At 65.9% G+C, this 21,597-nt stretch carries 23 protein-coding genes; 10 read left to right on the top strand and 13 right to left on the bottom strand.

The annotated features are described in order from the left end of the window. Positions 1-150: 150 nt before the first annotated feature. Both JMY28_RS01865 and JMY28_RS01860 read left to right on the top strand, forming a co-directional pair. Positions 151-504 (top strand): BON domain-containing protein, encoded by a 354-nt coding sequence (locus JMY28_RS01865; RefSeq protein WP_201694052.1) that lies wholly within the window; start codon positions 151-153, stop codon positions 502-504. Between the two features lie 336 nt (positions 505-840). After that, a complete protein-coding gene (locus tag JMY28_RS01860; RefSeq protein WP_201694050.1) occupies positions 841-1,101 on the top strand; it encodes a hypothetical protein in 261 nt (86 codons plus the stop codon). 51 nt (positions 1,102-1,152) lie between these two features. Here the strand turns inward: JMY28_RS01860 and JMY28_RS01855 are convergent, their stop codons facing one another. After that, entirely contained in the window at positions 1,153-1,941 is a 789-nt protein-coding gene (locus tag JMY28_RS01855; RefSeq protein ID WP_201694048.1) for a sulfite exporter TauE/SafE family protein, read from the bottom strand. A gap of 323 nt (positions 1,942-2,264) precedes the next feature. On the opposite strand from JMY28_RS01855, the gene rarD reads away from it, so the two are divergent. Then, positions 2,265-3,152 carry an EamA family transporter RarD gene (rarD, locus tag JMY28_RS01850; RefSeq protein ID WP_201694046.1) on the top strand — a complete coding sequence of 296 codons (888 nt, stop codon included), beginning with the start codon at positions 2,265-2,267 and terminating at the stop codon, positions 3,150-3,152. Positions 3,153-3,337: 185 nt separating this feature from the next. After that, a complete protein-coding gene (locus JMY28_RS01845; RefSeq protein ID WP_201694038.1) occupies positions 3,338-3,718 on the top strand; it encodes a DUF5594 family protein in 381 nt (126 codons plus the stop codon). Between the two features lie 30 nt (positions 3,719-3,748). Here the strand turns inward: JMY28_RS01845 and JMY28_RS01840 are convergent, their stop codons facing one another. Genes JMY28_RS01840 through JMY28_RS01825 form a run of 4 tightly spaced genes read right to left on the bottom strand, consistent with a single transcriptional unit; the run spans position 3,749 to position 6,644 of the window. Continuing rightward, entirely contained in the window at positions 3,749-5,374 is a 1,626-nt protein-coding gene (locus JMY28_RS01840) for a bifunctional protein tyrosine phosphatase family protein/NAD(P)/FAD-dependent oxidoreductase (RefSeq protein ID WP_201694031.1), read from the bottom strand. Between the two features lie 28 nt (positions 5,375-5,402). Then, positions 5,403-5,864, bottom strand: a complete 462-nt coding sequence (locus tag JMY28_RS01835) for a DUF6691 family protein (RefSeq protein WP_201694024.1) — start codon at positions 5,862-5,864, stop codon at positions 5,403-5,405. A gap of 1 nt (position 5,865) precedes the next feature. Further along, the gene (locus tag JMY28_RS01830; protein WP_201694021.1) at positions 5,866-6,312 is read right to left on the bottom strand and encodes a YeeE/YedE family protein; all 447 of its coding nucleotides are present in this window, start codon (positions 6,310-6,312) and stop codon (positions 5,866-5,868) included. Continuing rightward, complete coding sequence (locus JMY28_RS01825; protein WP_028202089.1) at positions 6,309-6,644, bottom strand: ArsR/SmtB family transcription factor; 336 nt, start codon at positions 6,642-6,644, stop codon at positions 6,309-6,311. Before JMY28_RS01825 ends, JMY28_RS01830 begins: the two co-directional genes overlap by 4 nt. 116 nt (positions 6,645-6,760) lie before the next feature. Between JMY28_RS01825 and JMY28_RS01820 the strand changes: the two genes are divergently transcribed. The 4 genes from JMY28_RS01820 (at position 6,761) to JMY28_RS01805 (ending at position 11,087) form a co-directional block, all read left to right on the top strand. Next, positions 6,761-7,648, top strand: coding sequence for an MBL fold metallo-hydrolase (locus tag JMY28_RS01820; RefSeq protein WP_201694020.1), 888 nt, complete (start codon positions 6,761-6,763; stop codon positions 7,646-7,648). Positions 7,649-8,104: 456 nt separating this feature from the next. After that, a complete protein-coding gene (locus tag JMY28_RS01815) occupies positions 8,105-9,682 on the top strand; it encodes a hypothetical protein (protein ID WP_201694018.1) in 1,578 nt (525 codons plus the stop codon). Positions 9,683-9,914: 232 nt separating this feature from the next. Further along, positions 9,915-10,883: a quinone oxidoreductase family protein gene (locus JMY28_RS01810; protein WP_201694016.1), complete on the top strand. Its 969-nt coding sequence runs from the start codon at positions 9,915-9,917 to the stop codon at positions 10,881-10,883. A 27-nt stretch (positions 10,884-10,910) separates the two neighbouring features. Continuing rightward, positions 10,911-11,087 carry a DUF1427 family protein gene (locus tag JMY28_RS01805; RefSeq protein ID WP_035512139.1) on the top strand — a complete coding sequence of 59 codons (177 nt, stop codon included), beginning with the start codon at positions 10,911-10,913 and terminating at the stop codon, positions 11,085-11,087. 59 nt (positions 11,088-11,146) lie between these two features. Here JMY28_RS01805 and JMY28_RS01800 read toward each other — a convergent pair whose 3' ends face one another. After that, positions 11,147-11,602 carry a host attachment protein gene (locus JMY28_RS01800; protein WP_201694015.1) on the bottom strand — a complete coding sequence of 152 codons (456 nt, stop codon included), beginning with the start codon at positions 11,600-11,602 and terminating at the stop codon, positions 11,147-11,149. Between the two features lie 316 nt (positions 11,603-11,918). Between JMY28_RS01800 and JMY28_RS01795 the strand changes: the two genes are divergently transcribed. Then, positions 11,919-12,611, top strand: coding sequence for a pyridoxamine 5'-phosphate oxidase family protein (locus tag JMY28_RS01795; RefSeq protein WP_201694014.1), 693 nt, complete (start codon positions 11,919-11,921; stop codon positions 12,609-12,611). A 35-nt stretch (positions 12,612-12,646) separates the two neighbouring features. Here the strand turns inward: JMY28_RS01795 and JMY28_RS01790 are convergent, their stop codons facing one another. Together JMY28_RS01790 and JMY28_RS01785 are read right to left on the bottom strand one after the other, a co-directional pair. Beyond that, positions 12,647-12,781 carry an entericidin A/B family lipoprotein gene (locus JMY28_RS01790; protein WP_201694013.1) on the bottom strand — a complete coding sequence of 45 codons (135 nt, stop codon included), beginning with the start codon at positions 12,779-12,781 and terminating at the stop codon, positions 12,647-12,649. A 151-nt stretch (positions 12,782-12,932) separates the two neighbouring features. Then, complete coding sequence (locus tag JMY28_RS01785) at positions 12,933-14,036, bottom strand: MraY family glycosyltransferase (protein WP_201694012.1); 1,104 nt, start codon at positions 14,034-14,036, stop codon at positions 12,933-12,935. Between the two features lie 347 nt (positions 14,037-14,383). Here JMY28_RS01785 and JMY28_RS01780 point away from each other — a divergent pair, with 347 nt between their 5' ends. Next, complete coding sequence (locus tag JMY28_RS01780) at positions 14,384-15,529, top strand: acyltransferase family protein (RefSeq protein ID WP_201694011.1); 1,146 nt, start codon at positions 14,384-14,386, stop codon at positions 15,527-15,529. Here JMY28_RS01780 and JMY28_RS01775 read toward each other — a convergent pair. The 5 genes from JMY28_RS01775 to JMY28_RS01755 form a co-directional block, all read right to left on the bottom strand. Beyond that, positions 15,526-17,235 (bottom strand): glycosyltransferase family 39 protein, encoded by a 1,710-nt coding sequence (locus tag JMY28_RS01775; protein ID WP_201694010.1) that lies wholly within the window; start codon positions 17,233-17,235, stop codon positions 15,526-15,528. The two genes, JMY28_RS01780 and JMY28_RS01775, sit on opposite strands and share 4 nt — an antisense overlap. Positions 17,236-17,387: 152 nt before the next feature. Continuing rightward, positions 17,388-18,818 (bottom strand): UbiA family prenyltransferase, encoded by a 1,431-nt coding sequence (locus JMY28_RS01770; RefSeq protein ID WP_201694008.1) that lies wholly within the window; start codon positions 18,816-18,818, stop codon positions 17,388-17,390. Positions 18,819-18,986: 168 nt separating this feature from the next. Next, positions 18,987-19,412, bottom strand: a complete 426-nt coding sequence (locus JMY28_RS01765; protein ID WP_201694006.1) for a GtrA family protein — start codon at positions 19,410-19,412, stop codon at positions 18,987-18,989. Then, on the bottom strand, positions 19,409-20,152 hold the full coding sequence (locus JMY28_RS01760; protein WP_201694004.1) for an SDR family oxidoreductase: 744 nt from the start codon (positions 20,150-20,152) through the stop codon (positions 19,409-19,411). Before JMY28_RS01760 ends, JMY28_RS01765 begins: the two co-directional genes overlap by 4 nt. Further along, a complete protein-coding gene (locus JMY28_RS01755) occupies positions 20,152-21,471 on the bottom strand; it encodes an FAD-binding oxidoreductase (protein ID WP_201694002.1) in 1,320 nt (439 codons plus the stop codon). Before JMY28_RS01755 ends, JMY28_RS01760 begins: the two co-directional genes overlap by 1 nt. Between the last annotated feature and the right edge of the window lie 126 nt (positions 21,472-21,597).

Here is a 21,597-nt window from a genome sequence, read left to right as displayed (position 1 = left end):
CGCGCATTGCGCGCTGTGCGCGGTCATCGGTAGTGGTAACGAAGCCGTCAGACCGTGGCTGACGGGCGGCCTTCGAGCCGTCCGCTGGCAAGGGAGGCGGTCCTATTTCAGGCAACAACCCGCAACAACGCGAAGACACAAGGAGAAAACATGAAATCGGTCGCTATTCTGAAGACGCTGGGCGCGGCACTGTGCCTGTCGGTGGCTTGCAGCGCGTCCTACGCGCAAGACAACTCGGCGAGCGCACCCGCTGCTATGACCTCGGCCGCTCCGGCGCCGTCGGCCAAGAAGGTCGACCGCAAGCTGGGCTACACAGTGCGCAAGGCGCTCTCGAAGACTCAGGGCGTCGACGTTTCGAACATCGCCGTGCGTTCGCACGGTGGTGCGGTCACCCTGGAGGGCACGGTGCCGGATCAGGGCCAGATCGACAAGGCTGGCGAGGTCGCGCAAGGCGTGGCAGGCGTGAAGTCGGTGTCGAACAAGCTGACGGTCATGCAGCAATAAACGCTGTCATGCGCCCTGGAAACAGGGCCCATGCGGCAAGTAACAGGAAAAAGTCCGGCCTCTGCAGGCCGGGCTTTTTTTATGCGCGATTGTCCGGCAGGCGTAGGGTTGGCGTGTGTTTCGGGGCGGTTATCGCTCGAAGCCGTCGGCTTGTACGCGTAGCGCGAGAACCCGCAGCCCGCAAACACGGGCGGCATGCAATTTCGTCATGCTGCACTGCAGCCGCCAAAGTGTAGTTTGACACACAGTCTTCCCGCCGTTGGGGGTATACCGTGGGTATCGCGCGTCTTTCCCGAGGTCGAGCGCGGCCTCATCGCTGGAAAGCAGGAAATCGCCATGACCATTCATACCTACACCGACTTGCCGCTCGTCGACCGTGCGGCCTTCGAGCTGGCCTGTGCGCGGCACGGCTTTGCGCCCATGCAATTCGACATTCGCGGCGAAGCCGATCCCAACGATCCGGACCACGGCGACATGCTGATCGTGCGGCGCGGCGCCTGGGCGCAGGCTTACCGCATCGATGCTCGCGGCCAGTGGCTGCGTCAGTTCGAGGTCGATCTCAACGGGAAGTTTTTCCGCCAGGCGCCTCACGCCTGAGCGGCCTGAGCGCGCACGGGGTGCGCGGGAGGCGGACGACGCGCGCGCCGTTCAGGAGAGTACGAGCCGCACGCCCACGAGCGTGAGCGTCGCGGCGAGCAGTACGCGCAGCAGCTTTTCGGGCGCTTTCGAAGAAAGCAGGCTGCCGATCGCGATGCCGGGCAGCGAGCCGCACAAGAGCGAAAGCAGCATGTGCCAGTCGATCGAGCCGAGCAGCCAGTGGCCCGCGCCCGCGAGGAGCGTGAGCGGCACGGCGTGCGCGACATCGGAGCCGACGATGCGCACCGTGGGCAGCGTCGGGTAGAGCAGCAGCAGCACGGTCACCCCGATGGCGCCCGCGCCCACCGAGGTGAGCGAGACGAGCACGCCGAGCACCGCGCCCGTGAGAATCGTGAAAAAGAGCGTGCGCGCTTCGCTCGGCCCGTGGCGGTGGCGCGAAGCGAAAGCGGCGAGCTGCGGGCGGAAAATGAGCGCCACGGCCGTGATGAGGAGCGCCACCCCCAGCACGGCCTGGATCAGGTGCCCGGCGCGCGGCGTGTCCATCCCATAGCGGTGCAGCAGAATCAGCGTGATCGTCGCGGCAGGCACGCTGCCGGACGCGAGCCGCAGCGTCACGCGCCAGTCCACCGAACCCTTGAGCCCGTGCACGAGCGTGCCCGCCGACTTGGTCGCGGCCGCGTAGAGCAGGTCGGTGCCGACTGCCGTAGCGGGGTGCACGTTGAAGACGAGGACCAGGAGCGGTGTCATCAGCGAGCCGCCACCCACGCCGGTCAGGCCGACCAGAAATCCGACGAACAAGCCGGACAGCGAATACAGCAGATCGATATGGGGGAAGGACATCGCGCGCGAGGAGGCCTGTTCAGGGGGGCTACGCCGTCGCCTGCCGCGTTGAGAACAGTGCGCGCCGTAAGCGGCGCGTCAGGCTGGACAACGGCCAAGGGGGGCGGCGAAAATCCGTTATTGTCGCAAAACCGGCGGCTTGGCGCAGGGCTAAGCGAAATCGGGCGCGTTCCGCGTGGCTTTCAATTGCCTTCGCACGAACCCCGGTGCAGGATACGGGCCAGCTGCCGTCTCGCATCTTGACGTGCGTTTAGCGCCTTCTCGCGCAAGCACGTGCCGAACAGCGCCGCGCAGGACTGGCGCCTCCATAACCAGAACCGAACATGAATCCCGGCATCCTCTACGCGTTCGCTGCATTCGTTCTCTGGGGGCTCTTCCCCATCTACTTCAAGACGCTGCACCAGATCCCCGCGCTCGAAATGCTCGCGCACCGCATGGCGTGGTCGCTCTTGTTCGTGATCGCGGTGCTCGTCGTGCGCCGCCATTGGCGCTGGTTTGGGCCCGCGCTGCGCGAGCGCCGCCTGCTCGGGCGCTTCGTGGCGAGCGCCGTGCTGCTCTCGGCCAACTGGGGCATCTATATCTGGGCCGTCAACGCCGGGCACATCGTCGAAGCGAGCCTCGGCTACTTCATCAATCCGCTCATCAACGTGTTGTTCGGCTATGCGTTCCTGCGCGAGCGCCTGCGCGCGCTGCAATGGGCCGCCGTGGCGCTGGCCACCGCGGGCGTCGTGTGGCTGACCTGGCACAACGGCGCGCCGCCCTGGATCAGTCTCGCGCTCGCCGTGACCTTCGGGGGCTATGGTCTCCTGCGTAAGACCGCGCAGCTCGGCGCGCTCGAAGGCCTCGCGCTCGAAACCGTCCTGCTCTTTCCCGTTGCGATCATCTATCTGACGATCGTGGGCCTCGCGGGCGAGAGCCATTTCACGCATGCCTCGCGCGGGCTGCAACTGCTGCTCGCGGCCTCCGGCCCGATCACGGCGGTCCCGCTGCTCCTCTTCGGCGCGGCCGCGCGGCGCATCCCGCTCTCGATGCTCGGTCTTATCCAGTACGTCACACCCACGCTGCAACTGCTCACCGGTGTGCTCATCTACGGGGAGCCGTTCGGCGCGGTACGCGCCGTGGGGTACGGCGCGATCTGGGTCGCGCTCGGCGTGTATTCGCTCGAAGGCGTGCGCGGTCTTGTGGCCGCGCGTGAGCGCCGTGCGGCGTGAGGGGGCTAGGTTGCGGTGCGCTGTCGGGCATTGGCTGATCTGCTGACAGCGCGGTAGGATGCCAGCACGAAGCGCTGCACGTTCGCGGCGATTTGCGTGACTGATCTGCATGAATCGGTTGTGCGATCCGCTCGCGACCGACAGTGACTTAACCCGCAGTCAATCTTCCGTGGAGTGCCCCGCGCATGAGTATCGAAGCCGTTCGCCGGTTCGAAGAAGAATTCGCACCGCGCATTGCGGCGAAGCTGGCGAAACAATTCGGCCCTTCGGTGCACGTCGATGTCGTGCCCAACGCAGGGCACGGCCATCCCACGCGCGTGCGCCTGCGCGGCGTCGCGAACGAGCTCCGGCATCCGTATGGGTATGCGCTGAACGTCTCGCTGACCTGGGACACCGAGGAGATCGAGCGCCTCATGGAGCCCGGCGGCGAAGCGCGCTTCGAGCACTACCTCGAAGCGATGGGGCGCAAGCTGGCGGCATGGGAGTCGGCGCGGCCTGTCGAGTTTGCTTCGCGCACGCAGGGCGAGCCCGAGGTACTGCTCGGCGGGCTCGATTTCGAGGGCTAAGTGCTTGAGCGCCTTAGCCCTTGAGCTTCATCAACCGCGCGAAGCCCGCGTGAGCCACTCGCGGCCCTTGAGCATGCCCCACCAGTAGAAGCTCGGCAGCACGCTGGCCTTCAGCAGCCACATGAGGCGGCGCGGCCGTGTGGGGTCGAGCGGGAAGGTGGGCAAGAGGCGTCCGCCATAACCGAACTCGGCCAGCACGACCTTGCCCTTCTCCACGGTGAGCGGACACGAGCCGTAACCATCGTAGCGGTATGCGAGCGGCGCGCCTGCGCGTGCGGCGAGCAGATTCTCGGCCACGATCACGGCCTGCTTGCGCGCGGCCGCGCCGGTCTTGGCGTTCGGCGCGGAGCACACGTCGCCGAGTGAGAACACGTTCGCATAGCGCGGATGCTGGAGCGTGGCGTGATCCACTTCGCACCAGCCGGCTTCATCTGCAAGCAGGCTGTCGCGAATGAAGTCGGGTGCGACCTGCGGCGGCACGGCGTGCAGCATGTCGAAGCGCTTCTCCACACGCGTGACGTTGCCGTTCGCATCCTTCACTTCGAACGTGGCGAGACGCGCCGGACCGTCCACGGCGACGAGATTCGACGAGAACGCGAGATTCGCGTTGTAGCGCTTCACGTACTCCATGAGCGGCGGCACGAAGGTCGCCACGCCGAATAGCACGGCGCCCGCGAGATTGAATTCCACGTTGATCTTGCCGAGCACGCCCTGACGGCGCCAGTGGTCGCACGCGAGGTACATGGCTTTTTGCGGCGCACCGGCGCACTTGATCGGCATGCCGGGCTGGCTGAAGAGGGCGGTGCCGCCCTTCAACTGCTGCACGAGCTGCCAGGTGTAGGGCGCGAGGTCATAGCGATAGTTCGAGGTCACGCCGTTCTTGCCGAGCGTTTCCGTGAGGCCCGCAATGCGCTCCCACGCGAGCCGCAGTCCCGGCGCCACGATGAGCTGGCGGTAGGCCACGCGCACGCCGCTGTCGAGTTGCACGACGTTCGCGTCCGGCTCTACGCGTGTGGCGGCCGCGCGATACCACTTCACGCCGGCGGGCATGACACTCGCCATGGGTCGGCGCGTTTTCGTCACGTCGTAGGCGCCGCCGCCGACCAGCGTCCAGGCTGGCTGATAGTCGTGGTGATCGCTCGGCTCGACGATGGCGATCTTCAGGTTCGGCTGGCGGCGCAGCAGGCTCGCGGTGACGGCGATGCCCGCCGTGCCGCCGCCGATCACCACGACGTCCCAGGTCTCGCCCTCCCACGCGCAGGCCGCTGTCGCGGCGCGCGCGGCATTCGCGCTTTGCGCGGCCGCTGGCACCGGCGCAGGCGCGCCTTGCTGCGCGAGCTGATAGAGGCTCGTGGCGCGATTGCCGCTGCGGCAGTACGCGAGCACGGGGCCTGGCAGGTCGACGAGCAACTGGGCGAACTGCGCGACGGCGTCGGCGGTGATCTGGCCGGGCTTCACCGGCAGATAGGCGAACTGCAGGCCGAGTTGCGACGCTGCGGCGCGCAGCGCCTGCGACGTGGGTTGCGAGTCACCACCTTCGCCATCGGGCCGGTTGCTGATGATCGAGCGATAACCCGCCGCGTGGATGGCGACGAGGTCGTCGGGCGTGATCTGGTCGGCGCTTGCGAAGCGCGCGTTGTGTTGCGTGATTTGCATGTAATTTTGGTCCCGAGGCTGGCGCAGCTTAGTGCGGTTTAGTGCTGCTTAATGTGGTTTTTGTGGTTTCTTGCGAACGGCGGCGCTGCTCCAGCGCGGCGTAAATCGCCATGCCCGCGAGCATGGCGGCGACGAAGAGCCAGGCGCGCGGCTGGCCGCCGCCCGCCGCGACGAGCGCTGGGCCAGGGCAGAAGCCCGCGAGCCCCCAGCCCGCGCCGAACAGCAAGGCGCCGCCGATCAGCCGGCCATCGATGCGCCGCGACGTGGGCAACTGAATCGGCGCGCCGACGAGGCTTGATGTTCGCGTGCGCGCGAGCCAGAAGGCGGGCGCGGCGAGCGCGATGGCGCCCGCCATCACGAAGGCAAGCGACGGGTCCCAGTGCCCGGCGAGGTCGAGAAAACCGAGCACCTTGGCCGGATTGGCCATGCCCGAGACGAGCAAGCCGATGCCGAACAGCAAACCGCACGCAAACGCGCTGAGTTTTCGCATCTCAGCCTCCGATCAGATGACGCACGGCGAACACGGTGGCGAAGCCCGCCGCCATGAACACGCCCGTGGCGACGAACGAGCGCCGCGAACCGCGCGCGATCCCGCACACGCCGTGGCCGCTCGTGCAGCCCGACCCGTAACGCGTGCCGACGCCGACCAGCAGGCCCGCCACGACGAGCGTGAGCACGGACGCATCGATTTGCATTGCCGGCAGCGCCGCGCGCAGCCGCCACAGCAACGGCGCGGCCACGAGCCCGATGACGAACGCGGCATTCACGCCGCGCTCGCCGCCCGAGCCCGGCAGCGATCTGCTCAACAAGCCGCCCAGCAAGCCGCTGATACCGGCGATGCGGCCGTTCACGAGCACGAAGAGCGCGGCGGCCGCGCCGATCATCAGGCCGCCCGCGAACGAGGCGTAGGGCGTGAAGTGGGCGAGATCGAGGCTCATGCCGGATGGACCTTCAGCCGCCCGCAATAGAGGCTCGACAGCGTCTGCATGACCTGGATGACCTCGGGGCTCGCGAGGCGGTAGTAGATGTATTTGCCTTCGCGGCGCGTATCGACGAGGCCTTCGTCGCGCAGCTTGCCGAGATGCTGCGAAAGGCTCGGCTGATGCACGCCCACCAGCTCCTCGAGCTCGCCAACGTTGCGCTCGCCCTCGGTGAGCTGGCAAAGCAGCAGGAGGCGGTCTTCGTGGGCAAGCGCCTTGAGCAGCGCGCAGCACTTTTCGGCGGATTCGCGCAGGGCCGCAAGCGCTTCGGGAGTGAGTGGTGAGTTCATTTGTCGCCTCGATGGACGAGGTTAAACGGCGATCCGTCGCATTATACTTTGTCTAAAAACATTATATAAATTCATAATATATGTTTCAATAGAGGGTCACTTTTGCGGAGCCGTTGATGTCCAACCCAGCGCAGCTACACACACCCGAACCCAAAGTCGAGCCGTTTTTCGACCCCGCCACGGCTACGGTCACCTACGTCGTGCACGCCGGGCGCGGCTCGGCCTGCGCGATCGTCGACCCGGTGCTCGACTACGATCCTAAATCGGGCCGCACCTCCACGGAATCGGCCGAGCGTGTGATCGCGTTCGTGCGCGAATACGGGCTTCGCGTCGAGTGGCTGCTGGAGACGCACGCGCACGCCGATCATCTCTCGGCGGCGCCGTATCTGAAGGCGCAGTTGGGCGGGCGCATTGCGATTGGCGAGCATATTCGCGCGGTGCAGGGCGTGTTTCGCGCGGTGTTCAATCTGGGCGAGACCCTCAGCCCGGATGGCAGTCAGTTCGACGTGCTTTTCCGGGACGGCGAGACTTTCCAGGTCGGCGCTTTAGCGGCGCGCGCGCTGCACGTGCCCGGCCACACGCCCGCCGACCTCGCTTACCAGATCGGCAACGCCGTGTTCGTGGGCGACACGCTCTTCATGCCCGACGTAGGCTCGGCGCGCTGCGACTTCCCGGGCGGCGACGCGCACACGCTCTATCGCTCGGCGCGCAAGCTGCTCGACCTGCCGGGCGACACGCGCCTTTTCATGTGCCACGACTATCCGCCCGCTTCGCGCGGACCGTGCTTCGAGACCACGGTGAGCGCGCAGCGCAGCGGCAACATTCACCTGAACGAGACCGTGAGCGAGGAGGCGTTCGTGCAGATGCGCACCGCGCGCGACCGCACGCTCGCCATGCCGAACCTGATCCTGCCGTCGATCCAGGTGAACATCCGCGCGGGCCGCATGCCGGAGCCCGAAGCCAACGGCGTGCGTTATCTGAAGATTCCGCTCGACGCGCTTTGAGAAGCGGTTTCGCGTGCGATACATGCCGCCGTCCACCGACTGTCAATCGGCAGCGTATTGGACGGCAAAGCGCTCCTCTGACTTGCCGCAATCCGAAGTCCATGTCTCACTGCCTTCGCAGCGGTGACCAACTTGCGCCGGTTGTGATCGGACCGGCTCCTCTCTTCAGCCCAGGCTGCGTCGCCCCACCTGTTCCGCCATCGCGGCGCGGCGGGCGGCCTTCAGCCGATACACGCGGGTATGTTCGTTCGCGTACTTAGTGTACGTAGGCGTTGCCCTAGTATTTCGCGTGCAACCAGCGCCAAACTGCACCAAACGGCGTGTTCACGTCACGGGCCGGCGCGTGTTTGTCCTGCCTGAGGGCGTCGCCGGCACCAGCGGCACATCGAGCAAGCGTTGTCCTGACCGCTCCGCCTGCCGGGCACGCCAGCATTCCAAGGAATCGAGAGGGTTTCGATGAACACAGCTTCGTTGCCGCGCCAACTCCCGCTGATCGGTCTCGCTCGCCGCGTACTGACGCTGCGGGTCCTGTTCGTCGCTACGGTGGTCTATGGCGGTTTGCTGTTCTGGGTCGCGCCCAGGCCTCCGCTGGTCGACCTCCCGCAACATGCAGCGCAGGTCGCGATGCTGCACGACCTGGTGCTCGGTAAGTCGCCCTGGCATCAATTGATGCGGATCAACCTGTTTACGCCCTACCTGATCGGCTATCTGTTCGCGTTGCCGTTCACGCTCGTCATGTCTGTCGGTGCGGCGGTCAAACTGGTGTTGACGCTGAGCTACTACACGTTCGTATTCGCCTGCGTGCTGCTGCGCCGGCGTTTCGATGGCGACGCGCGGCTCGACTGGCTGTTCGTGCCGGGCTTCTTCGGGCTGGCCTGGCAATGGGGTTTTTACACGTTCGTGGTGGCAACGCCGCTCGGGCTGCTTTATCTGCTGTTGGCGCTGCGCCATGCTGACCGGCCCTCTCGATCGACGTCCTGCTGGCTGTTTCTTGCCGGAGCGGCTCTGTTCTTTGCGCACGGACTGGTCTTTCTGGTTGCCAATGCCATTGGCGGCACGTTCGTCCTCATGCGTGGCCGTGGGCGCAAGCTGTCAAAAACCGTGCTGGCGCTCGTGCCGTACACAGGTCTTTTGCTGCTGTGCGCGGTCTACGTCGCCGTGAATCACAACGCGCAATCGGCGTATGAATCGGACGTGCCGAGTTTATTGCAGGGGCAGATCGTTCACCGTGTCGCCTCGATTCTCATGTCGACGTGGGGCGCAGGGTTCGCACATCGATGGCCGATGATCATCGCGACGCTCCTTGTGCTCGCGGCGGTGCATCTGCTCGACCTGCGTCTGAACCGGAGGGAGCCGGCCGCGTTCGTGCCGTTGGGCGTGCTGCTCGCAATGTGGTGTTTCGTGCCGAGCAGCGGCATGAGCACGCATCTCCTGTACGAACGCTTTGCGTTGTATGTGCTGCCGTTCTACGCATTCATATTCGTTCGCCGCGAGCCAGCTTGCGACGAGACCCACGCACGGCGCCGCCGCAATCTCGCCGGCCAGGGCGTCCTCGCCCTTGTTTGCCTCGTATTTTTTGGCGTTCAGACCAAGAGTCTGCTGGACTTCGCGAAGGAAAGCGCGTCGTTCGAAACGGTGCTCGCCGCAGCGGAACCCGCGCAACGCGCGCTCATCCTCACCATGGACCCTGTCAGTCCCGCCGCAGGGAATCCGCTTGCCTACATGCACTACGCAGCCTGGTATCAGGCCGACAAGCAAGGTCTGGTTGACTACAATTTCGCGGATTCCCTGGCGCAAGCCGTGCGGTATCGTGAACGGCGCTCGCTGTCGATGTCGGCCGACCGGCTCGCCTGGCTGCCGGACACGTTCGACTGGAAAACCGACCACGGAGACCAGTACCGGTACTTCTTTGTCCGCACCTCGGGTGTGCTGCCGCACGCATTGCTGGCTAACCCGCTTTGCCCGCTGACCGTGGCACAAAAGAGCGGCGACTGGGTGCTTTACGAGAACCGGCAGTGCCATTCAGCCGGTTGATCTCGCGCTTGTCGCTCCCGTTTCCGCCGTCGGCACGCTGAGCGAGCGAGGAGAATAGGCCCGCCCCACATTGGCGGGCCTTTTTGCATGGGCAAGCCGCTGTCGCGCTTGTCCGAAATTCGAAAGCATCTGTCCACTCAGCGGGATGCCGGCAAACTAGACTTCCGTTCAATGCGCTGCCGCCTCAGACGCAAGGAAAGGCGCGGCGCCCCTGAACTCACGGAGTCCCGCCATGAAAGCCATCCAGTTCAAGACCTTCGGCAAGCCCGAAGTGCTCGAATACGTCGATCTGCCTACGCCGGCGCCCAATGCCGACAGCGCGCTCGTGCAGGTGCGCGCCGCCTCGGTCAACCCGAGCGACGTGAAGAACGTCTCCGGCCATTTCGAGCACACCGTGCCGCCGCGCGTGCCGGGGCGCGACTTCAGCGGCGTGGTGGTGGCGGGCCCCGAAGCGTGGCTCGGCGCCGAGGTCTGGGGCACGGGCGGTGACATCGGCTTCACGCGCGACGGCACGCACGCCGAGTTCATCGAGGTGCCTGTGGCCGCGCTCGCGCGCAAGCCCGCAGCGCTCTCGCACGCGCAGGCCGCGTCTATTGGCGTGAACTTCGTCGTGGCGTGGCTTGGCACCGTCGATTACGCGCGCCTGGCCGGGGGCGAAACGATCGCCGTGATCGGCGTGTCGGGCGGTGTGGGCGGTGCGGTCACGCAGATCGCGAAGGCGCGTGGCGCGCGCGTGATCGGCGTGGGCCGCGAGGCGCCGCTTGCCGGTTCGCCGGCCCAGCGGCTCATCGACGCTTTCGTGCCCATGGACGAGCACACGGCCGAACGCGTGCGCGAACTCACGGGCGGCGCAGGCGCGGATGTGGTCTACGACGCCGTGGGCGGCGTGGCGTTCGAACTGGCGCTCTCGCTTGCGAAGCGCCGTGGCCGTGTGGTCGAAATCAGCGCAACGGGCAAGCGGCGCGTGGAGTTCGACCTGATCGACTTCTATCACAACGAGACGCAGCTGCTCGGCGCCGATAGCGCGAAGCTCGGCGTGGCCGAATCCGCGCCGCTCATGCGCGCGATCGCCGAAGCGTTCGACGCGGGCCAGTTCGAGCCGCCCGTGGTGGCCGCGCACTTTCCGCTCGCGCGCGCACGCGAAGCCTACGAGGCCGTCGCCGCGGGCACGCCCGGGCGCGTCGTGATCGACATGGCGTGAGCGCCGAACGACGAACGGGAGATGAAGATGAAGGGGTATCTGGTGTCGTTCGCGGTCGGCGCGCTCGCGGGGCTGCTCTACAACGTGCTGCAGGTGAAATCGCCTGCGCCGCCGACCATCGCACTCGTCGGGCTGCTCGGCATGCTGGCGGGCGAGAACGTCATCGGCGTCGTGCGCGCGTGCGTCGCGCATCTGGCGGGGTGAGCGGGGCAATCCTCACGCACCCCGCCGGATATCGACCCGCGCGTTCCATATGGGCTAGCTCACGCCTCCGCCCTCACGAGCCGTTCAGGCAGACGCGCGCGTAGCGCACGCGCGTCGAGTGCCGCGAGATCCTTGTCGAGCTCGAGCGTGACGAGGCTGCGCGTTTGCGCGTCGATCGCCTTGCGCAGCGCGCCAAGGAACGCGGGAGGCGCGGCGAGCACGAGCGTGCCGTAGCGCGCGTCGTTGCGGGCCTTAGTGAGCGTCGTCGCGATCTGAGCCGCGAACACGGTGGCTTCATGTTCGTGCTGACTGGTGTCGGGATCGGTCGCGCTGCGCCCGGAGCCGACGCGATCGGTGGTGCGCCCCGGTTTGTCGGTCACGAGGTTCTCATCCAGCATGCGGCCCTGCAGATGCAGCAGCGTCTCGATCTCGTCGATGGCGCCCAGCGGGCTTTCTGCGGCGAAAATGCGCGCGGTCACACGGTTGGCGACGACAATCCAGATCGTTTTCGACATGTTCGACTCCCTGCCATGGCGCCTGGCGCAGATGGCCGCCGGGCGGTTGAGTGGACTCGCGCCACGCGGCGTGAACACCAAGGGTAGCGCGCTTCGGGCCGCACCGGGCGGGAAGTGCCGCCGCGCTCGTTTGCGCGCTGTTTGCGCGCCGCTGGCGTCCGCGCGGGGCGCGAAGCGTCGGGACAGCGAGCCGCGTGCCCGCTGGCCGCTTGCCCTTCCGGAATTCGGGAGGATGATTCTCGCTGCTGGTGGATTATCTTTTCTGGCGGAAGAACCTAGTCTTTAAACTCCGCAGCGCGCTGCACAGGAGTCCGACATGAGCCCGAACGCCTCGAACGCCTCGAACGCCGATCGCATCCTCCGATATCCGAGCGACGTCGCCTTCACACCGACGGTCAAGGCGATGCAGGAGCGCCTGGGTTCCCGCGAACTCTATGCGCGCGTGGAGCGCGAGCACGCCTGGGGCGTGGCGCTCACGCCCGAGATTCAGGCATTCATCGGCGCGCAGACGAGCGTGTTCCTCGGCACCGCGAATACTGAAGGGCAGCCGTACATCCAGCATCGCGGCGGCCCGGCGGGCTTTCTGCACGTGGTGGACGAGCACACCATCGCCTTTGCCGATTTCATCGGCAATCAGCAGTACATCACGCTCGGCAACCTCGCCGATAACCCGAAAGCGCATCTGTTTGTCATCGACTATGCGCGGCGGCGGCGCGTGAAGATCTGGGGCCGTGCGCGGGTGGTGGAAGACCCCGCGCTGCTCGCGGAACTGATGCCCGCAGGCTACAAGGCGCGCGCCGAGCGGGTGATCGTGTTCACGGTACACGCATGGGACATGAACTGCCCACAGCACATTCCGCGGCGCTTCGAGGCGGCGGACGTGAAATCGGCGCTAGACGAGCGCGAGGCGCGCATCCGCGAACTGGAGGAGGCCGCGGCGCAACGCGAGGCGCGCGTGCGCGAACTGGAGGCGGAGGTCGCACGCCTGCGCGAAGGCGCGGCGGCGTGAGCAGGTGCTCGCACCGCGATGCATCCGCAAGCGGCTTATTTGACCTTGTCAGCCGTGTTGGTGATGGCTTGACCGCCCTTCGAAATGTCCTCGCCAGCGCCTGCGATGGTATTGCAGGCGGCGAGCGTCACGGCGAACAATGCAAGCGCAAAGGCGAGATAACGGCTCATATCGGTTCTCCCTGAATCGACCGAGTGTCGAGTAGACATCGAATGAACGAGGCGGCGGGCATGAGACATGCGCGCCGCCTTTCTTTTCGATTTTACGCGCGAAGCGGGGCCACATGCGCCCAGGCTGCGCAGCCGAGCCGCAAAGCCGTTTTCAGCGTCTGCGCGTTTTACGCACGACGAGCCACTTGGGCGAGCGAAAGCGCACGATGCTCACGTAGAGCCACACATAGGTGAGCGCGAACAGCACGACGAAGCAGAACAGGTGCAGCGTGTGGCGCCAGAACAGCGTGGCGGGAATCACGGCGATCAGGCAGAGCAGCCACAGGTAGGGCGAAGTGAACGAATTGCGCCGCGTGAGTTCGCGTGCGTTGCGCGCGCCCACGACCCAGCGCATGAGCCGCTTGTAGACAAGCATGTGCAGGTGCACGCCGTCGGGAATGCCGGGCGACATGCCGCGCACGAACTTCTTCCGGTAGATCGAGAAGCAGGTCTCGAAGATCGGATACATGAAGAGCAGCACCGGATACCAGGCCGACACGTCGCGGTTGCGCATGACGAGCAGGATCGACAACTCGGCGAGCATGAAACCGATGAAATACGCGCCGCCGTCGCCAAGGAAGATCAGGCCGGCCGGGAAATTCCACATGAAGAAGCCCAGCACCGCGCCCATCATGATGAACGACGCGGAGAGCACAACCGGGTCGTGGACCTGGAATGCCACGTAGGCGAGCGAGGCGAACATCATGAACGCGACCATCGAGGCGAGGCCGTTGAAGCCGTCGATGATGTTGATCGCGTTGGCCAGCGCCGCGACCGCGAGCACGGTGATGACGAAGGAAATCGCCGCGTAGGAAAGCAGAAAGTCGAGCGGCGGCACGCTGATGCGCGTGACCGCGATGCCGAGGAACCAGAACGCGAGCGCGGCGGCGGCCATCGTGCAGATGAGGCGCGCAAGCGGCGAGACGCGCTTGGTGAGGTCTTCGATCAGCCCCGAGGCGAACGCGGGCAGCCCGCACGCGACGATGCCGAGTATGCCGCCCGAGACGGCCGGATACGCCCCGTGCAACTGCGCAGCCGCCACGATGAGTCCCGCGAGGATGCCCGTCCCGCCGATGCGCGGCACCGGACGCACGTGAAATTTCTGCACGCCGGCGAGATCGGAGTCGACGGAGAACCTTTCATGCAGATGCGCGTAACGCACGATCAGCAGCGTGACCAGCAGTGAAACGAGAAAGCCGAGGGCAAAACTGAGCATGAAAGGAAACCGCGACCGGAAGGAGGAATGCGCGATTATACAAAGGCGGCGTGTGGTGCCCGGGTGAGCCGCTTCCCTGTAGCTTTTACGCCGCTTTTCCGTTACTGCTCCTGCCGTTTGCCTGTGAGGGCGCCGGGCCGCGCCCGGGGTGTGTATGCCCGCGCACAGTGGATTTGGTGCCGCTTTGCTTAAATCACAGACACCTCCGGCAAACACGCTGCCGCTTGCGTCGACGCGGGACGCCTCCGCACAGGGCGCGGCTTCGACTCGCATCGCTACACGACGGGCATGGGCGCCGGCGCCGGGTCGGGAGCATGCGTCGTGACATTTAAGCAAAGAGCGAGAACATGAAGAGCGGGCACGGCGACAGCACTCGCAATGTCGAGGCCATGCGCGGTATCGCGGCGATAATCGTCGCGTATTTCCATTGCCGTGTGATTGCGTGGATAGGCATCCGGCACTTCGTGGCGGGCCACTATTCACATTTCTCGCTCGATACCGCGCTGGCGTACCTGACGATTCCGTTCGTCTGGGGCTCGATTGGCGTGCCGATTTTCTTCGTGATCAGCGGCTATTGCATTCATCGCGGCCATGCGGCGCGGCTCGCGCGCAATCCGCTCTATCGGCTCGATGCAGGCGATTTCCTGTTGCGTCGCTTCATCCGCATCTATCCCGTGCTGTTCTTCGCGCTACTGCTGACTTTCGCGCTCGACAGTTTCAGCGCCAACTTCTGGCCGCATAACGACCGTCTTGGCGATGTCGGTTTGAGTGCCTTCGCGGGCAACCTGCTCGCCCTCCAGGGCGTCACCGCGCCAACCTATGGCTCGAACGGCGCGCTCTGGACGTTGTCGCTGGAAATCCAGTTCTATGCGCTCTATCCGTTGCTGTTCGCCGTGCGCCGGCGAATCGGCTCGAACTGGACGCTCGCGGGGCTGGTCGTGCTGGGCGCCGTTTCGTACGCACTGCTGGAGCGGCGCGGCGTCATCGTGTTCACGTCGTATTGGGCGTCATGGTATCTCGGCGCGTGGATCGCCGAGCGCGAAGTGCGGGGCGTGCGCCTGAATGACCGCGTGGTCGCCGTCGTGGCGCCACTCATGCTCGTGCTGGGCTGCGCGGCGCCGACGCAGTACGCGCAATTCCAGCTCTGGGCGCTCGCATTCGCGCCGTTCCTCGAATGGATGCTCCATGCGCCTGCGAGCCGCTCGCTGGCCATGCGGGCGCTGGAGAAAGTCGGCGAATTCAGCTATTCGCTCTATATCGTGCATATTCCGGTCTGCGTCGCGCTGGTCTCCTGGCGCTTTCATTCGATCAAGCCGGTGAGCATTTTCTGGTCGATGGGTTTCTTCCTCATCGCGCTCGCGCTTGCGTATGCCTTCCACTTGCTCGTGGAGCGCCCGGCGATGGGCGTGCTGCGCAAGATGTCCGCACGGCGCAGCGCCGCTCGCGCCAGCTTGCCTTCCCAGGCGCCGCTGTCGGTCGACGGGCGGCGTTAATTCGCCTCGTCGCGCTCGAGCAGCAGCACGCTGGGCTCGCGCGGCGCAAGCCACCTGGCGAACTCGGCGCGGTTCACTTCGCGATATCCCGGCAAAGGCGTGAAGCGGACGACGTATTGATTGTCGTGGATCCACCAGAAGCCGCGCTGCGGCTTCGCGACATAGTTCGGGTCGTATAGGTAAAAGCCGTTGAACTCGAAGCCGCCGTCGATGCGATCGGCAGCGACGCCGCGAGCCGTGAGGTCGTCGAGAAGCGTCCACCTCGCGCGATTCAGGCTCATGAAGTCGTGCGTTGCCATCACGCTGAACAGCCCCATCGCGGCGAGCGTGACAACAGCCGCGAACGACGCCGCGCGCGAGCCGACCGGTTCGCATTTGCGAGCCGGGTTGCGCGGGTCGTCGATCACGAGCAGTGCAAGCAGCAGGAAGCTGGCAGGCAGCAGATAGCGGTCGTAGAAATGCGACGCGAGGAAAGGCGCTACATAGATCGCCACCGACGACAACAGGAAGACGCGCACACCGCGAGCGCGAGCATCGAGCTTCGAGCGTTGAGGTGCGAAGAGCGCGGCGCATGCCAGCGACAATTCGAGCACGAGCATGATCGCGCCGGCAACCGAAAGCAGCGTGACGAAGGCCCAGAACGCATGCGGCAGGGTGAAAGCGGCCGGGTACGGGCCGTCGCTCAGCAGCACAGGACCAATGCCCGTCGCTGCGATGACGTTCCCGGCGACCGGCATGCTACGCTCGAGCGACATCATCGCGATCCAGATGGCGATGCCCGCAACGCCGGCCGCAATCCATGCCGCACGGCGTACGCCCCACTGGCGGGCGCGGCGCAGAGTTCGGGGCAGGCGCCACGCCAGCACGGGAAACAGAAACCACCCGAGGTAGGCGGCCAACGCGCTCAGCTTCAGCAGGGCGCTCAGCAGCAGCCTGCCGGGCGTGGCCACTTGCGTGGCGAGCGTGTCGTACGCCATGTCGTATAGCGCGGGCGTCGCGTCGTGCGCGGCGAGAAAGGCGCGCAGGCCATACAGAAAGGCGCCGCTCGCCACGGCGATTCCCAGCGATACGCCAATGGCGGCGAAGTCGCGGCGGCGTTCGAGGCCGAGCGTGAGCAGCATCGCGGCCGGCAGAAAGAGCGCGGTCTGCCGTATCGACAATGCGGCGAGGCAGAGCACGACCGTCAGCGCCAGGTGCCGCATTCGCCTCTCGGTGAGATACCGGCAAAAGTTCAAGGTCGAGCCCAGCGCGAGCGCGGTGAACCCGATGTCGGTCATGAAGGTGAACGACAGCGCGAAGTAGAGCGGATTGAAGCCGAGCGCGAGGGTGGCGAGCGTCATGCTGCGTCGACTGCAGCCTAGCGCGCGCAACAAGGCGGCGAACGCGAACAGCCCCAGTGCACCGGCAACCAGCGTGGAAATCCTTAGGGATTCGAACGAAAAGCCGGAGGGCAGGCAAAAGAGCGCGCCCCACAGGACCTGGCCAATCAGCGTCATCGAGGTCCAGCCGAGCGGGCGGAACTGGCCGGTCTCGAGCAGGCGGTGCACGGTTTGCGCGTACGACCAGTCGTCGTTGAGCGGGAAGGCGCCCGTGGGATTGGCGAGGGCCACAGCCAGTACCCACAGGATCGCCGGCAACGCGACGAGCGCATGCTCGAGCGGCCGGCTTGCGAATTGCCATTGCGAGGCAGCAGTCTTTTGATTCATCCGGGCGCGTCTCGGCTTGCGCGGGCGTTCGGCCGCGCGAAAACGGAAGTCGATAGGTAAGGTTCGCTTATCGGTGCGCGCCTCGCGCCGCACGAAGGGCAGCGAGGGGCGGCGTACGGCGGGCCCCGTCGCGACCCGCGCACGACGCGCGGCTAGATGGCGATCAGCATGCTCAGGCCACACAGCGCGAGGACGCTCAGGCTTGCGCGATCCTTGAACGCGAATACGATCGGGTCGTCGTGCATGTTGCCGCGGAACGCACACATCCAGATCCGGCTCACCCAGAAGAGCGTGAGCGCGAACGTGGCCCACAGCGCCTGCGGATGCTTGTACAGCTGCCGCATTTCGGGCGTATTCATATACAGGGCGAGCACGAGCACGGCGAGATAGGCCGAAGCCGTGCCGAACGAGCGCAGGATCGACATGTCCTGCGTGATGTAGCCGCGGCCGGCCGCTTCGGCTTTGCCTTCGCGCAGGATCATGTCGAGTTCGACATAGCGCTTGACCATGGCGAGCGAGAGGAAGATCGGCACGGAGAAGAGAATCAGCCAGTACGACAGCGGAATGCCCGTGGCGGTGCCGCCGGCGATCACGCGCACGGTGTAGAGGCATGCAAGCGTGAACACGTCGACGAGCGTCATGCGCTTGAGCGCGAAAGAGTAGGCCACCGTGGCTGCGAAATATGCGGCCAGCACGACGCCGAATTTCCACGGCAGCAGTGTGGCGAGTCCCGCGCCGGCAAGGAGCAGCACGATGGTCAGCACGATGCCGAACTTCAGCGTGAGCCGCCCCGACGCAAACGGCCGGCTGCGCTTGCGCGCGTGGCGGCGATCGGCGTCGAGATCGAGCATGTCGTTGAGCAGATACACGGACGACGCGAGCAGGCTGAACGACGCGAACGCCACGCACGCGGCGATGACCGCATGCAGGTCCGTGAAGCGGTGCGCGGTGAGGAGCGGCACGAAGATCAGCACGTTCTTCACCCACTGATGCACGCGCATTTCCTTGAGCACGAGCGGGATCAACTGGCGTTTTTGCTCGAACGAGATGGTGGCCGCGTTCGCCTTGCGCGCCACGGCGGCAATGTGCTTGTCGCCCACCACGATCGCCTGGCGAGCCTTTTGCCAGACGGGCACGTCGGCGCGTGCGTCGCCGCAATAGTCGAAGCCGTGATCGCCGAACTGGTCGACGAGCGCCTGCGCCTTGTTCTTGCCGAGCAGGTTGTTGCTGGCCGTGCTCGCGAGCACGCCGGTGAAGAGGCCGATGTGCGCGGCGATCTGCGAAGCGAGGCGCTGGTTGGTGGCCGTGCACAAATACAGGTCGCGTCCGTTCGAACGCTCGTTGCGCAGCCACGCGAGGAGCTCGGTGTTGTAGGGCAGCACGCCCACGTCGATGCTCACGCGCTGCGCGATCTGCTCTTTTAGATAAGCGCGTCCGCGCAGCGCCCACGCGACGCACAGGAAGATCGACAGCGGGTTCTGCTTGAACAGGACGAAGAAGGCTTCGAACAGCAAGTCGGTGCGCGTGAGCGTCCCGTCCAGGTCCACGCAAAGCGGGACAGCGTCGGCTGCGGGAGTGGCCATTATTTCTCTCCGTGCCGGCGCGGTATCGGTCGAGGCGCCGGCTGCTGCTGCATTGGCCGGAGCGAGGCGCAAACGCGTCGCGCGCGCGGTCCGGAGCGTGAAGCCATCGTAGCGACGGCGGCGCGCGGGCTCTGTGCGGCAACGCACCACCGGGCGCCGCGCCTGCGCTCAAGCGAACACGAAGCGCTTATCGAGGTGGTATTTCGTGACATAACCGATCACCAAACCAAGCGCGCCGCCTGCGAGCCGGGCGGTTTCGCCGTGAAAGAGCGCGTCCGCGCCGAACTCCACGACCCAGAAAACGACGGTCGTGCCGAGCCCCATGGCGACATAGAGCGCGAACGTGCGCATGCCGTGCGCGACGCTGCGGTGCTCGTAGCGAAAGATCCAGGCCTTGTCGAGCAGATACTTCACGATGAGGCCGACCGCGGTGCCGACGCACACCGAAATGGGCACCGCATAGGGCCCCTGATACAGATGAAACGCGAGGCTCTGGCTGCCGAGATTCGCGCCGATCGAGATGGCGGCGAACACCGAGTACCAGAACACCAGCCTGGAGCGGGTGAGCGTCATGCTGGCTGCCGGGCTGCTCATAGCGAGATCCTCTTGAACACGAAGCCCGGCAGCGAGCGGATCACGAGCATGATCTCGGCCCAGAACCACGGCGTGTAGATCAAGTCCTTGCCGCGCTCCACGGCGCGCACGATATCGGCAGCCACGCGCTCGGGGGAGGCGACGAGGGGGCCCGGCAGCGCGAGGCCGGCCGTCATCGGCGTATTCACGAAGCCGGGCTTGATCGTCAGCACTTTTACGTTCGACTTGAACAGACGTGCGCGCAGGCCCTCGCAGAAGGTCGTCACGGCCGCCTTGGCGGTGCCGTAGACGTAATTCGAGGGCCGTCCGCGGTCGCCCGCGACCGACGAGATCACCGCGATCGAGCCGTTTTTTTGCGCTTCGAACACACCGGCGAGCAGCGTGAGGAGCGCGATCGTGGAAAGCGCATTGACGGTGATCTCGCGCACAGCCGCCTGCGGGTCGCGCTCGCACTCGGACTGGTCGGAGAGCGTGCCGTGCGCAAGCAGGACGATGTCGATGCGGCCAAGCTCGGTCACGGCCGCGTCGAGCATCGCGCGATGCTGATCGAAGTCGTTGACGTCGAGCACGAACGTGCCGACCCGGCCCGCGCCGCGCACGCGCAAGTCCTGCGCGACGGCGTCGAGCCGGGTGGGATGCCGGCCGGCCAGCATGAAGTTCGCGCCGCGCTTGACCCATTCGCGTGCGCAGGCCACTGCAATGGCGGAAGATCCGCCGACGATCAGGATGTTCTTGTCCATTACCGGGTTGTCCGTTGCCAGAAGCGCGACATCAAGGCGGGGTCGCGCAGTTGTTCGAGTGTTTGCCATGCTGGGTAGGCGGCACGAAAATCCGTGCCGCTCATATGGGCGTCCTTGGCCGGATACTGACGGCCGCCCGCTTCGCGCACGATCGCGTCGAGCCGCGCGAAGAGCGCGGCGTTGCGGCTGTCGTGCTGGGGGAAATCGAGTGCGAGGGAAATGCCCTGCATCGGGAACGACAGGAGGCCCGGCGAGACAAGCGGGCCGCAGCGCTTGAGCACCGCGAGAAACGAGCCGGCATTCGACGATGCGATCGTGCTCAGGAACGCATGCAGCGCGTCGCGCGCGGCGGCGTCCGGCACGACGAGCTGATACTGCTGGAAGCCACGCCGCCCATAGAGACGATTCCAGTTCTGGATGCTGTCGAGCGGGTAGAAGTAGCTCGCATAATCGACGACGCCGGCGCCGGCCTTTGCGGCCTCGCGCCGGTAGTAGAACGTATTGAAGAGTTTCAGCGTGTAGCGGTTCACGGGCGACCACGGCAGCGCGAACGGCACGCGCCGCTCACGCCGTTTCGGCATCTCGTAGCACTGGTCCGTGGCGTGATCGGCGCAAACATAGATGCCCCGGCCAAGCGACGCACCGCGCCCCAGGCAGTCGATCCACGCCACGCCGTACTCGTGCTGCGTGTCGAGCTCGTGCGACAGGGCGAGGAATTCGTCGAGGTTGCCGAAGGGCACCGTCTCGGTCGCGAGACGGCTGCTAGCAACAGGTAGCAGTTGCAGCTCGACCCACTCGACGATGCCCGTGAGCCCGAGGCCCCCGATCGTCGCGCGGTACAGTTCCGCGTTTTCGTCCGGCGCGCACTCGAGCGGCTCACGGTCTGAGCGCAGCAGCGAAAAGCGATGGACGTGTCGCCCGAACGTGCCGCGCACGTGGTGGTTCTTGCCATGCACGTCGTTGGCCACCGCACCGCCCAGCGTCACGAATTGCGTACCGGGCGTGACCGGCAGCATCCAGCCGCGCGGCACCGAAAGCGCGAGCACTTCGCCCAGCGTCACCCCGGCCTCGGCGCGCAGGACGCCGCTTTCCCAGTCCGCGGCAATGAAGCGGTCGAGGCCACGCAGCGCGACGACGTGATCGGTCGCTGCGAGGCAGCTGTCGCCGTAGCTGCGCCCATTGCCGAACGGCAGCGTCGTGCCGAAGCGCGTGCCCGTGTCGCGCAGCACGCCCTGCACGCCCTCGCGCCAGCCAGGCGCGGGGCCTGTCTGCGGCGCGTACGGGTAGTGGCCCCAGGAACTGAGCTTAGCGACGCTCATAGTGTGCGGACGATGCAAGGAGGAGAAAATGATCCCATCATAGGCACGCAGTTATCCGCCAACCGTTAGCAGAGGCACACAACGCGCGATCGCTTGTGTGCGCTTCATACCCTTTGTTCGATGGCT

Origin of the sequence: Paraburkholderia hiiakae (assembly GCF_904848665.1) — a bacterium.
GTDB lineage: Bacteria > Pseudomonadota > Gammaproteobacteria > Burkholderiales > Burkholderiaceae > Paraburkholderia > Paraburkholderia hiiakae.
The sequence above is the reverse complement of the archived record's forward strand: the minus strand, read 5'-3'. Positions and strand labels throughout refer to the sequence as shown.